12 protein-coding genes are annotated in these 12,543 nt (G+C 67.4%); 5 read left to right on the top strand and 7 right to left on the bottom strand.

Annotation, left to right across the window (positions count from 1 at the left end):
- Window positions 1-2: 2 nt before the first annotated feature.
- The 7 genes from pgl to fliL all read right to left on the bottom strand — a co-directional run bounded on the left by pgl (window position 3) and on the right by fliL (window position 8,410).
- Window positions 3-701: a 6-phosphogluconolactonase gene (gene pgl / locus J2X45_RS01440; protein ID WP_310210311.1), complete on the bottom strand. Its 699-nt coding sequence runs from the start codon at window positions 699-701 to the stop codon at window positions 3-5.
- 2 nt (window positions 702-703) lie between these two features.
- Window positions 704-2,167, bottom strand: a complete 1,464-nt coding sequence (zwf, locus tag J2X45_RS01435; RefSeq protein WP_310210307.1) for a glucose-6-phosphate dehydrogenase — start codon at window positions 2,165-2,167, stop codon at window positions 704-706.
- 233 nt (window positions 2,168-2,400) lie between these two features.
- Window positions 2,401-5,274: an endoglucanase gene (locus tag J2X45_RS01430; protein WP_310210305.1), complete on the bottom strand. Its 2,874-nt coding sequence runs from the start codon at window positions 5,272-5,274 to the stop codon at window positions 2,401-2,403.
- A 9-nt stretch (window positions 5,275-5,283) separates the two neighbouring features.
- Complete coding sequence (locus J2X45_RS01425) at window positions 5,284-6,066, bottom strand: MotE family protein (RefSeq protein ID WP_310210302.1); 783 nt, start codon at window positions 6,064-6,066, stop codon at window positions 5,284-5,286.
- Entirely contained in the window at window positions 6,063-6,647 is a 585-nt protein-coding gene (locus J2X45_RS01420; RefSeq protein ID WP_310210299.1) for a DUF6468 domain-containing protein, read from the bottom strand. Before J2X45_RS01420 ends, J2X45_RS01425 begins: the two co-directional genes overlap by 4 nt.
- Window positions 6,644-7,768, bottom strand: coding sequence for a flagellar motor switch protein FliM (gene fliM / locus J2X45_RS01415; RefSeq protein ID WP_310210296.1), 1,125 nt, complete (start codon window positions 7,766-7,768; stop codon window positions 6,644-6,646). Before fliM ends, J2X45_RS01420 begins: the two co-directional genes overlap by 4 nt.
- Window positions 7,769-7,795: 27 nt before the next feature.
- Window positions 7,796-8,410, bottom strand: coding sequence for a flagellar basal body-associated protein FliL (gene fliL / locus J2X45_RS01410; protein ID WP_310210293.1), 615 nt, complete (start codon window positions 8,408-8,410; stop codon window positions 7,796-7,798).
- Between the two features lie 226 nt (window positions 8,411-8,636).
- On the opposite strand from fliL, the gene flgF reads away from it, so the two are divergent.
- The 5 genes from flgF (at window position 8,637) to J2X45_RS01385 (ending at window position 12,298) form a co-directional block, all read left to right on the top strand.
- Window positions 8,637-9,374 carry a flagellar basal-body rod protein FlgF gene (gene flgF, locus J2X45_RS01405; protein ID WP_310210290.1) on the top strand — a complete coding sequence of 246 codons (738 nt, stop codon included), beginning with the start codon at window positions 8,637-8,639 and terminating at the stop codon, window positions 9,372-9,374.
- Window positions 9,375-9,387: 13 nt separating this feature from the next.
- Window positions 9,388-10,176: a flagellar basal-body rod protein FlgG gene (flgG, locus tag J2X45_RS01400; protein ID WP_010919925.1), complete on the top strand. Its 789-nt coding sequence runs from the start codon at window positions 9,388-9,390 to the stop codon at window positions 10,174-10,176.
- A 4-nt stretch (window positions 10,177-10,180) separates the two neighbouring features.
- The gene (gene flgA, locus J2X45_RS01395) at window positions 10,181-10,969 is read left to right on the top strand and encodes a flagellar basal body P-ring formation chaperone FlgA (RefSeq protein ID WP_310210284.1); all 789 of its coding nucleotides are present in this window, start codon (window positions 10,181-10,183) and stop codon (window positions 10,967-10,969) included.
- A 13-nt stretch (window positions 10,970-10,982) separates the two neighbouring features.
- On the top strand, window positions 10,983-11,717 hold the full coding sequence (gene flgH, locus J2X45_RS01390; protein WP_310210280.1) for a flagellar basal body L-ring protein FlgH: 735 nt from the start codon (window positions 10,983-10,985) through the stop codon (window positions 11,715-11,717).
- A 116-nt stretch (window positions 11,718-11,833) separates the two neighbouring features.
- Entirely contained in the window at window positions 11,834-12,298 is a 465-nt protein-coding gene (locus J2X45_RS01385) for a hypothetical protein (protein WP_310210277.1), read from the top strand.
- Window positions 12,299-12,543 lie beyond the last annotated feature (245 nt).

Here is a 12,543-nt window from a genome sequence, read left to right as displayed (position 1 = left end):
ATCTACTCCGCCCAGAGGATGCGGACCTTGGCGCGGTCCTGGTTCAGGATGGCGGCGACCGGCAGGGCCGGATCGACGTCGCCTTCCAACAGCGCCTTCTTGGCCGCGCCGGTTACGAGCAGCACGATCAGGTCGGTACGCGTCAGCGCCGCGAGCGTCAGGCTCAGGCGCGGAATGTCCGGCGCCGGATCGCTCGGCGGCACGGCCAGGACGCTGCGATCGGAGGCTAGGTCCAACCCCTGGGTCAGCACCGGATTGCCGGGAAACAGCGAGGCGAAGTGGCCATCCGGACCAACGCCCAACAGGACAACGCCGAAGGGCGCCGCGGCGTTGACACCCGCCTCAGCCCGACGCGCGCTGTCCTCGTGGCTGACGCCATCGAAAAACAGGGGCGCGAACGAAGCTTTGGCGGCCTCCCCCACCAGCAAATGCCGGCGAACCAGACCCTCATTGCTGCTGGGGTCGATAGCCGGAACGAAGCGCTCGTCCGTCAGGGTGACGGTGATCTTGTCCCACGGCGCGGTCATGGTCGCCATGCGGTCGTACACCGGCGCCGGCGTCGTGCCGCCGGTCGCGGCGAACCCGACCCGCCCGTGGCTGGCCACGGCGGTCGTCAGCGCGCCGACGAGGATCGAGGCGGCGGCGTCGTACAGGTCTTCGCGCGACGCGAAGGTTTCGAGCTTGGTGGGACTATGAGGCATCGTCAGGCCTTCCAGGCCCGACCGCCGGGCGAAATCAGCCCTTGGGCCGACTGCGGCCCCCAGGTGCCTGCCGCGTAGTGGGCCGGCTCGATCTGGGCTTCTTGCCAGGCGGCCGAGACGCCATCGATGAAGCGCCAAGCCTGCTCGACCTCGTCGCGACGCACGAAAAGGGTGCGGTCGCCACGGAAGGCGTCAACGAACAGCTTCTCATAGGCGATGCGACGACGCCCGCCGGTCTGGCCGAACGACAGCGACAGCGGCAGCGATTGCAGCCGCATCCCCTCGTCCGAGAGACCCGGCCGCTTGTTCATGATCGTCAGCGAGATGTCTTCATCCGGCTGCAGGTCGATCACCAGCCGGTTGGCGCACAGTTCGCCGTCGGTCGCCGGGCCGAAGATGTTGTGCGGCAGCGGCTTGAACTGGACGACGATCTGGGTGCGGCGATCCGGCAGGTTCTTGCCGGTGCGCAGGAAGAACGGCACGCCGTCCCAGCGCCAGTTGTCGATGGCCACCTTCATGGCCACGAAGGTCTCGGTCTTGGTCGGCTTACCGACCTCCTCGACATAGCCCGCCCGCGCGCCGCCCTCGACCACGCCGGCCACGTACTGACCGCGCACGGTGTCGTGGGCCACGGTCTCCTTGGTGAACGGACGCAAGCTGCGCAGCACCTTGACCTTCTCATCGCGCACGGCGTCCGGATCGAAGCCCGACGGGGCTTCCATGGCCACTAGGCACAGCAGCTGCAGCATGTGGTTCTGAACCATGTCCCGCAGCGCGCCGTACTCGTCGTAGTAGGGCCAGCGGTCGCCGACCTTCTCGGTTTCGGCGATGGTGATCTGCACGTGGTCGATCGTGTTGCGATCCCACAGCGGCTCGAACAACACGTTGGCGAACCGTAGGGCGGTCAGGTTCTGAACCGTCTCCTTGCCCAGGTAGTGGTCGATGCGGAACACTTGGCTCTCGTCGACCACCGCGGCGACGGCGGCGTTGGTGGCCTTGGAGCTTTCCAGGTCGCGGCCGAGCGGCTTCTCGAGGATCAGGCGCGTTTGCGGGCCGGTCAGGCCGGCGGCCTGAAGCGCCTGGCAGGCCGGGCCGTAGAGGCTGGGCGACAGGGAGAAGAAGATCACCAGCGTGCCGTGCTCGCCGATCCGCTCGGCCAGCTTCTTGGTGTCGTCTTCGCTGGTGATGTTGGCCGGGACGTAGTCGAGGCGCGCGGCGAGGCGATTCCAGACCGCCTCCTCCACCGTGGCGCGCTTGCCCAGCTGCTCACGCACCAGCGCCTTGTAGCTGGCCGCATCATGGTCGGCCCGCGCAACCCCGATGATCCGCAGATCGTGCGGCAGAAGCCGGTCTAGCTCGAGAAAGTACAGCGAAGGCAGCAGCATCCGGAGCGCCAGATCGCCTGCTCCGCCCAGCAGCACCAAGACTTCGCGGCCGTTATCGCCGGCGTCGTTGTTCTTAGCCAATGTCGTCCACCCTATGACAACGTTGTCATGACATGCCTGCGAGTCAAAGGCAAGCGGTCGCGCGTCACGCTCATCCGATTGGCGCGCGGCGGGGCCCTAACTAGGCCAATCGCCCGAGGCCCGCCATAAGACCAATCCGATTTCAGATCAGATATTTCGCCGGTTTTCACGCCAGCCTGAAACGCCATGCCCCTGGATGGCCCGTCACGTGGTCGTTTGCGGTGAGCCCTGCCCTAACCGCCCGCGCGCGCTGGCGCCCCCGCAGGCTGCCCGGTGCGGAAGCGTTCCTTCAGGCGCCCAATCCAGCCGTTGAACGCCTCGTTATCAGCGGACACCCGTCCGAAATCGGACGCGGACACCGAGCCGAGCGACATGCCCTGCAGCGCCACCCGGAGACCTTCGGGGTTGCTCGCCGTATCGACAAAGCCGGACCAGCGGGCGCGGAGACGCCCAAGCGCGGCGTCATCATCGGCCAGGCTATAGGCCACGGCGGCGCGCAGCAGACGGGCCTCTTCGGCGGCGCTCAGCGCCCCACCCGTTCTGAAGCGGTCGCCCAGGGAGCGCTCATAGAGCGCGCCCGCCGCCGGCCAAGACCTTTGCTTCCAGGCGATTTCGCCGCGAATTTCCTGTCCGTCGCGACTGGCGTCCGTCTCGACAAGATCAAGCGCCGCGTCGTAGCGCCCAAGCCCCATCAGAGCGCGCGCCGTGGCCAGGCGACGCTCGGCGTTGAGCGCAGGCGGCAGGATCGTGGTGCGAGTCGCGTTGATGGTGTTCAGCGCGTCCTCGGGCTTCTTGTCCATCAGGTAGATCCAGGCCAGATCCGTCGCGACCTGAGCTTTCGAAACGCCGTTCAGGCGGTTCTCGACCTGGTACTTCAGCAGCTTGGCCGCATCGCCCAGCAGGTCCACATCAACCAGTCGGCGCACGAGATTGCGCACCATCTGGTCGCCGTCCGCGCCGATCGGCGTCAGATCCTGGAAGTCATAGAACAATCCCACGGCCTGGATCGGCTGCATGCCGTCGGCCAGACCTTGCAGGAAGAGCTGGCGGAAGGCTTCGGAGAGATCGTTCTGCAGCGCGACGGCCTCAGGGCGGTCCGACAGACGACGTCCCGCAGACCGCAAAGCCTCCAGCGCCTCGCGATACTGCCCCTGGTCGATGTAGAGCTTGCCCAGCGCGCGAATGACTTCCAGCTCGACGCCGTCGCCGCGCCAGCGATAGCGGAGCTGGTTCAGCATTTCGGCCGCCTTGGTCGCGTTGATCTCGCCGCGAGCGTATTGAAGCTGGGTCGCATGCAAGGTGGCGGGCGCGGCGATGCGATCGATCGGCGCCTTCGCGATAGCCGTGTACATGCGCTGCGCACGCACCTTCTCGCCCTTGGCCTCGAAGATTCGAGCCTGGACCAAGCGGATGTCGAGTTGGTCTTCGATCGGGATCTTCGCCAGAGCCAGGGCTTTGGTCACCGACTGCATGGCGCCGGTCAGGTCCCCGACGCCCAACGCCGCCTCGGCCTGGGCCTTCAGGAAACGCGCTCGCCAGATCGGCGGGAAGAGATCCAGCGCGCGGGACCCGTTGGCGAACTGGGTGCGCGCATCGAGCCATTGGCCGTTCTTGGCCGAGATGTAGCCGCGCCAGAGGGCGCTCGACGGCTCGTCGGCCAGCACCGGCGACGAGAAGTCCGCGTCAGCTTCCGAGAGACGCCCCGCCAGCACGCGCGCCACGCCCCGCAGACCGCGGAACTCGGGATTGCCCATCAAGGTCTGATGCTTGCGCGCGCCCGCGTTCAGGACCCCGATCGCCTCGAATGACATCTGTGAGCCGACCAGGAAGCGGGCCAGCGCCAGCCTTGCGCCGACGTCAGCCTCATCATCGGTCGCCGCCGAAACGGCGCTCTGCAGCGCATTGTATCGCGCCAGGAACCCGCCCGAGCCTGTCTTGGGCCAAGTTTCCAGGTCGATGAGCGCCGGCATCGACAGCGGCTGCGGCGCGCCGGCGGTCGCCTCCTCCGGCGGGGCTGCCGCAGAGGCTGGCGACAGGGCGAGCCCCTTGGGGCGGCCGATCCGCACCTGATCGGCCTGCGCCTGGACCATCAGGTCGGCGGCGTAGGCTTCTGCAGCCAAGCCCTGCGCCGATTGCAGGAGCGCAAACTCGACGTACTCGCGACGCGACGGCAGTCCCTTGGCCGGCGCCAGGGCCGGCGCGACGATGATGCGGTCGCCGACCGCAGGATCGTCGACCCAGATCGCCCGCGTGACGCCAGCGACGGCGGCGGAGAGCGCGGCCGAAGGCGACTGCTCGGCGCGCGTGACCTGAATGATCTCCGGGCTCTGCTGCGGTCCCGCGCCGAAGCTGACCCGCCAGGACGGACCTGACCCGACCGCGACATAGGGCTCCCCAGGCGGGGCGACGACGCGAAGGGCGACATAGTCGGCCCCGCGATAGACTTGCAGTTTCGAATAGCGCGGCGTCGTGCCGGGCAGCTTGGAGATGTCGAGCCGGGCGGGCGTGTCGAAGACGATCCACACCGCCTCGCCTCGCCGGAAGACCGCCGCACCGGCCGGCGCGGCCCAGTCGAACGACAGCGTGACCTGCCCGTCCCGCCGCTCGATCCCGGCCCGAACGACGCCGTCGCGCGGCATGGGATTGGGGCGGCCGATCGGCGCAGCCGCCGTCGCCGGAGACGCCGCTGCGGCGGAGGCGATGACGCCCGCCTTGGGATAGATATTGACGAAGTCGACGCCGTCCGCCGTGCCGAGCTTGGCGTCGGCGTCATCGGTCAGGGTCAGAACGATTTCCAACACGCCGTTCACGCGGCGGGCGTCCGCTGACTTGATCCAGCGCGGTGGCGCGATCCTCAGCGCGGACAGATCAGGATTGGCGTCGCGACTGAACCGCAGGACCAGGGTCTGGCCTTGCCGGACGGGCGTCATTCGCGCGCCGCCGGCCCAGTGGAACTCGACCCGTGAGAACTCCGCCGCCTGCGCGACACGCACGTCCAGCGCCCCGCGCGCAGCCGTCGGCGGTGGCGCGGCGTAGCCGGTCGGCGCCAGCGTGCCCGCGATGCACGCGGCGGCGACGCTGGAACGCAGGAGCTGACGGAGGGTCATGGGCCTCCCTTAACCAGCCTGGGGAGCGGGCGGCTTGGCGGCGGCGGGCGTCGCCCCCGCCAGCGGGCCAGCGGCGCGCTGGCCGGGCGCGGCGTTATCAGCGACCGCAGCCTTGCCTTTGTCCACCGCCGGATTGGTGAGGCGCGAGGCGAGGCGTTCGGTCAAGATCTTGGCGTCGCCCGGAGCCATGTTGGCCAGGATCATCGCCAGCGTCTTTTCCTTCATCTTGGCCGCGATCGGCAGTCGAACCTCGTCCGAAAGCAAGGTCATCCGGGCGGCCGCGTCCTTGGGCTTCATGCCCTGATAGACGACCACCAGCCGATCGACCTCAGCCTGCTTCTGGGCGTCGACCTGGCCCAGGAGCCCCTGAATGTCGCCCTTCAGCCCGGTCAGGGCCTTCATCCTGGCGTCGAGCTTGGCCTCCGCGGCCGCCAGCAGCTGAAGCTGGACGTCGATATCCTGCTCGCGTTGATCCAGCTGCCCCCGGCGCGCGCCCAGGCTTTGCAGGATGCGCAGTTCAGCCGGCGAAAGACCCGCCTCCCGCGCCAGGGCGTCGGCTGACGGCGCACACACCCGGGGCGGCGGCGCTTTCGCGGCGGCGGGCTGTGCGGCGCCTTCGGCCGAGGGGGCCTCTTCGCCTTCCTTGGCTTCGGGCTTGGCGACGCCCTCGGCGAACGCCTTGGCGCCGCTAACGAGGTCGGGCAGCGACTTGGCGCCCGACAGGGCGTTGATGGCGAGCACGCCGCCTGCGGCGACGCCGATCAGGGGCAGGATGCGCGGAATATTCTTCATCGGCGTGGCGCTCGTGGATTGCTGGCAGGGCGCGGGGGATCAACCGCCCCGTCGAACAGGTCATCATCGACCCGCGCTCGTGAACGCGGGGTTTCAGGGGGCAAATTTGGGCGCGGCGCAGGACGCGGCGTCGGTTCGCCGCGCGCGGCGCGCTCGACTCGATCTTCTCGCTCGAGCAGACGCTCGAAGTCCGCCGCCGACAGACGGCGCTCACTGACCGAAGCGGTCGGCGAGGCCTCTATCGCGCGCGACGGACGGGCGGACGCCTCGCGCTCAGGAGCGGCTTGGGCCGAGGGCGACACAGGCCGGTTGACCCGCTCTTCCAGTTGCGCCGCCAGCGCCTGGGCGCGCTCGATCCGCACGGCCAGCGTCTCGGCGGCCTCGTCGGTGGCGGCGCGCAGGTCGGCGAGCCCCTGCTCGGCGCGCGCAGCGGCCTGGTCGAGGTCGGCGACAGCCTTGGCGAACCCTTCGTGGCTGTCGCGCAGCGCCTTGAGCCGGCGTTCAAGACGCCAGCCAAAGATCAGCGCCGCGATCAGCAGCACCGCCAGGAAACCATTCATGGCCAGGGCGACGATGCTCATTTCAGCTTCTGCACGGCCTTCTTCGCCGCCGGCGTCAGGGGCGCCTCGGCCCGGACGGCGATCGAATGGTTGCGGCGCCCCATGCGTCCGCGCGTCAGCGGAATGGCGCCGGCGCGCAGCTCCACCAGGCTATCAGGCGTGGCGTTCAGCATCAGAGTGTCGCCGACCTGCATGTTCAGCACGCGCGACAGCGGCACCTGCTGCTCGTCGAGAACGGCGCGGACCTCCATCTGCGTGCTCCACAGCTCGGTGGCCAAGTGGCCTTCCCAGATGTTGTCGCGACCGAACTTCTCACCCATGAACTGCTGCAGCAGCATCTTCCGGATGGGTTCCAGCGTCGCATAGGGCAGCAAGAGCTCGATACGGCCGCCGCGGTCTTCCATGTCGATCCGCAGCTTGACGAGGATGGCCGCGTTTGCGGGACGGGCGATGGCGGCGAAGCGCGGGTTGGTCTCCAGGCGATCCAGCGAGAAGCTGACCGGATGCAGCGGCTCGAAAGCGCTCTTCAGGTCATGCAGCACCACCTCGATCATCCGCTGCACCAGCACGCGCTCGATCGTGGTGTAAGGACGCCCCTCGATGCGCATCGCGGCCGTGCCACGACGGCCGCCCAGCAGAACGTCGACGATCGAGTAGATCAGGTTCGAGTCGACCGTCAGCAGGCCGTAGTTGTCCAGCTCCTCGGCGCGGAACACCGCCAGGATGGCCGGCAGCGGGATCGAGTTCAGATAGTCGCCGAAACGGATCGAGCTGATGTTGTCGAGGCTGACCTCGACGTTGTCGGAGGTGAAGTTCCGCAAGCTGGTCGTCATCAACCGCACCAGGCGGTCGAAGACGATCTCGAGCATCGGCAGACGCTCGTAAGACACCAGCGCCGAGTTGATGATGGCGCGGATGCCGGTCCGGTCGTCGGAACCATCGCCCGAAAGATCGAAGCCCAGGAGACTGTCGATTTCGTCCTGGTTCAGAATCCGCTCGGAGGCGCCGTCGCCGCCGCCATCGTCCCAGCCGCCCATGCCGCCGGAAAAATCGCCAAACTGGTTCACCCCCTCGTCGCCTCCGGGAGGGTTCTCCGAGGCCCACTGGGCCATCGCCGCCTGATCGTCGAGTTCGTCCGCCATGATCGTTCGCCCAACCAGCCCCGAGGACTAGTTGATCAGCATCTCCTCGATGAGCACGGCGTTCACCTTGGCCGGCGCTGCGACCAGGTTCACCCGCCGCAGCAGCTCCACGCGCAGCTGGTAAGTGCCCTGGCTGCCGTTCAGGTCCTCAGGACGCAACTCGCGAAGGAAGGTCTGGAACATGTCCTGCAACCTGGGGAGATTCGGCGTCAGCTCATCAGCCGTTTCCTCGTCAGGCAGCTCGAAGGTCAGCTTCAGCTTCAGGAAAGTCGACTTGCCGTCAGCGGTCTGCATGTTCACGACGATGTCGGGCAGCGTGTAGAACACTACGCCGTCAGGCCCTTCCTTGATCACCGGCGTGCCGGCGGCGCCCTCGGCGCCCTTCTCGCCTTCCTTCTTCTCTTCCTTCTTTTCCTTTTTCTTTTCCTTCTTTTCTTCCTTCTTTTCGCCGTGCTCGCCGGCTTCGGCGGCGGGCTTGGGCTTCATCAGGAAAAAAGCGGCCGCGCCGCCGCCGCCCAGAACGAGCACGCCCGCAGCGATCGCGATGATCAGGATTGGCGGCTTTTTCTTAGCCGGAGCTTCGCCTTCAGCGCCCTCTTCGCCTTCGGGAGCGGGAGCTTCCTTTTCCGGTTTCTTGGCCACGCGCGCGGTTCCTTGGAATCTATGCCCGTACTCATGCGTGAAGCATGGTTAACGATGTGTTTTGGCGGCCAATTAGTCGCAGGCTGAATCTGCCCGGCAGACTCCGCCCAACACCCCGTCGTTAACCTTCCTATTTATTGAATTATATGAACTTTTGGCGTTGGCACGAAGGTTGCTTCCTAGGCTGCGACGCATTTGTCGCGTCAGCCGCCCGAGTTAACTCGCCATGGACAACGCGCTTTATGTCGGCCTGTCGCGTCAGATGACGCTTCGCCGCGAGCTCGACATCGTGGCCAACAACATCGCCAACGCCAACACCACGGGCTTCAAGGTCGAGAACCTGATGGTCCGCACCGAACAAGCCAAGCCGGCCAAGACTCTGGACGGGTCCTCGCCGGTCAAGTTCGTCTTGGACACCGGCGTGGCCCGCAATTTCACCCAGGGTCCGATGACCAAGACGGGCGGCGACTATGACCTGGCGATCAACGGCATGGGCTTCTTCAAGGTCCAGGCCGGCGGCGGCGAGCGCTACACCCGTGACGGCCGTTTCACCACCAATCCCGAAGGCGTGCTGGTCACCCAGGCCGGCGCGCCAGTGCTGGACGATGGCGGCGGCCAGATCACCATCGATCCCCGCCTGGGCCCCGTGACCATCGGCAAGGACGGCATCGTCAGCCAAGGCGCGATCCGCGTGGGTCGCATCGCGCTGGTGCGCCCCGACGACCTGTCGACGTTCGCCAAGGACGGCGACAACCTCTACCGCAACACCACCAACACCAACCCGCAGCCTGTCACGGACGCACAGATCCACCAGGGCATGCTGGAAGCCTCCAACGTCCAACCGGTTATCGAGATCACCAAGCTGATCGAGATCCAGCGCGCTTACGAGAGCGTCGCCAAGATGATGGACAACACCGCTGAACTGTCGCGCACCGCCGTCGAGCGGCTGGGCAAAGTCAATTAAGGACCGCTAGCCGATGCAAGCTCTCCGCACCGCCGCTTCGGGTATGGCTGCTCAGCAGCTGAACGTCGAAGTCATCTCGAACAACATCGCCAACATGAACACCGTTGGCTTCAAGCGCCAACGGGCCGAGTTCCAGGACCTGCTGTATCAGACGATCGAGCGCGCCGGCTCGCAGTCGTCCAGCGACGGCAATATCGTCCCGACGGGCGTGCAGGTCGGCGGCGGCGTCAAGGCCGGCTCGGTCTACCGCATCACCGAGCAAGGCACCCCGACCCTGACCGACAGCCCGCTGGACCTGGCGATCCAGGGCAAGGGCTACATGCCGATCCTGCTGCCGTCTGGCGAGACGGCCTACACCCGGGCCGGCAACTTCTCGACCAACGACCAGGGCCAGATCGTCACCGAGGACGGCTACCTGGTTCAGCCGGGCATCACCATCCCGCAGAACGCCACGGACATCACGATCAGCAAGAGCGGCCTTGTCCAGGTGAAGCTGGACGGCCAGCCTCAGCCCCAGACCGTGGGCCAGATCCAGCTCGCCAACTTCCTGAACGAAGGCGGTCTGGAAGCCATCGGCGACAACCTGTTCCTGGAGACCGCCGCCTCCGGCGCCGCGACCCTCGCGGCCCCCGGCGAACCGGGCTTTGGCATGCTGCTGCAGCACTACACCGAGGCCTCGAACGTCGACGCGGTTTCGGAAATCACCGCCCTGATCACCGCCCAGCGCGCCTACGAGATGAACTCGAAGGTGATCTCGACGGCCGACCAGATGCTGCAAGCCACCTCACAGCTGCGGTCGTAAGCTCATGAAGGCCTTCCTCTTCGCCGCCGCCGCCACCCTGGTGATCACCGCCCTCTCGGCGCCCGCCTTCGCCGGAACGCCGGTGACCCTGCGGATGGACACCACCGACGCCGACGGGCGCATCACGCTGGGCGATCTCTTCGACGGCGTCAGCGGTCCCGCCGCCAACGTCGTGGTCGCCGCCCGCATGGGCGCCACCGCCGTGCTCGACGCCGGCCAGGTGCAGATGTCGGCCCGTCGCGCCGGCTATGACTGGACCAACGCCAACGGCGTGCGCCGGATCATCGTCCGCGAGGGCGTTGATAACGGCGGCGTCTCGTCGGCTGCGGCCGCTGGAGCCCGCCTTGCGGGCGCCTCGCGCGCCAATGTGGAAGTTCTTGCCTACGCCCGCAGCCTCTCGGCCGGCGAAATCGTCCAGCCGCAGGACCTCATCTGGGTGAAGATGGCCGGTGCGCCGGCCGATGCGCCCCGCGACGCCGACGCCGTGATCGGCCTCGCCGCCAGGCGCCCCCTGCGTGAAGGCGCCGCAGTCGGCATGAAGGACGTCGCCGCCGCCCAGGTCATCAAGACCGGCGACCTGATCACCATCACCTATGAAGACAGCGGAATTTCCCTGTCGCTTCAAGGCAAGGCGGTCACCGGAGCGGCCGTCGGCGACGTGTTCGCCGTCCAGAACACCCTGTCGAAAAAAGTCCTTCAGGCGGTCGCCGTCGCGCCCGGCCTCGCCGCCGTCGGCCCGCAGGCCCAGACCTTGCAAGCCCGTTCTCAACCCGTCCGTTTCGCTGCTCGCTAAGAGGCCATAGACCATGCGTCGTCCCGCCATCCTCGCCGCCGCTGTCCTCCTGGCCCCGCTGGCCGCCTGCTCGACCGTCAAGGAAGCCGTGAAGGGCCCTGACCTGGCGCCGGTCGGCTACCCGGCTCAGCTGGCCCCCATGCAGCAACAATATGTGTCGGCTCGCGAGCCCGCCCCGCAGGCGGCTTCGGCCAACTCGCTGTGGCGGGTCGGCGCCCGCGCCTTCTTCAACGACCAGCGCGCCAGCCGGGTCGGCGACATCGTCACGGTGATGATCGACATCGACGACAGCGCCAGCACCAAGAACGCCACCAACAGCTCGCGCACCGCCAACATGAAGGCCGGCGTGCCGCATCTTCTGGGCATGGAGTCGAGCCTGGGCAAGATCCTGCCGGGCGGCTTCGACCCCGCCTCGGCGCTGGAGACCAACTCGACCACCACCAACGCCGGCTCGGGCGGCGTCAGCCGGTCGGAAAAGATCAGCCTGACCATCGCCGCCGTGGTCAGCCAGGTCCTGCCCAATGGCAACATGGTCATCCAGGGCACCCAGGAAGTCCGCACCAACGCCGAGCTGCGGCAGCTGACCGTGGCCGGCATCGTGCGCCCCGAGGACATCTCCTCGGCCAACACCATCCGCCATACCCAGATCGCCGAAGCCCGCATCAGCTACGGCGGCCGCGGTGATATCAGCCGCGTCCAGAAGACGCCGGCCGGCCAGTCGCTGGTCGAGAAGTTCTCGCCCTTCTAAGCGCGGCTTTTCGGAGACACAGATCGGGCGCGGCGGCCGAGCGGCTTCCGCGCCCTTCCTGTTTCAGGAGCCATTCATGCGGCCTCGACGTTGATCGGACGTGGAGGATCATCATCATGGCGTCCCGAACTCTCGCCCTCGCCGCCCTCGGCCTTGCCGCCGCCCTCGCCGGGTGCGCGCACGAGAAGCCGGCGTCCACCGGTCTGCAATGGGCCTATGTCAGTGACGACGCCGCCGAACCACGTCTCGCCTATGGCCGTCCCAACAGCGATGACGTCGTCATGATGATCCGCTGCCAGCCTGGCCGCGATCAGATCGATCTCGCCGTGGCCGGTCTCAGCGACGCACAGCTCGTCCTGGCGTCCGGCAGGACCGAGAGCCGCTTCGACGCCGCCCGGGTGGAAGACCCGATGAGCGGCGACCTGCTTGAAGCGCGTGGCAAGTCCAGCACCGCCGCCCTGGCGGAGTTTCGACAGTCAGGTGATCTCGCGCTCCTCACGAACGGCCAACGCCACAGCTTGGCGGCCACGATGGCGGATCGAGACCAGGTGAAGGCGTTCTTTAAGGCCTGCGAGGTCTGAGCTGCTGAATGCCGGACCGGGGGGCTCTGGCGGTCGAAAGCAGACGTGCGGAAGGGCCGTCGAGGGGTGGAGACGGGAGGTTAGATGCTCCCCCGCGATGCGGGGGAGCTGTCGCGAAGCGACTGAGGGGGCGAGCCGGGCAGGCCTCGCGTTAGCCCCCTCCGGCCCTCTGGGCCACCTCCCCCGCATAGCGGGGGAGGATCTGTCCGCTCTGGGCCATAAGCAGCCTTGAGCCTGGCGCGAGA

This window comes from Caulobacter sp. BE264, from assembly GCF_031457805.1.
In the GTDB taxonomy this organism is placed as follows: domain Bacteria; phylum Pseudomonadota; class Alphaproteobacteria; order Caulobacterales; family Caulobacteraceae; genus Caulobacter.
This window is presented reverse-complemented; position numbering and strand designations above follow the sequence as displayed.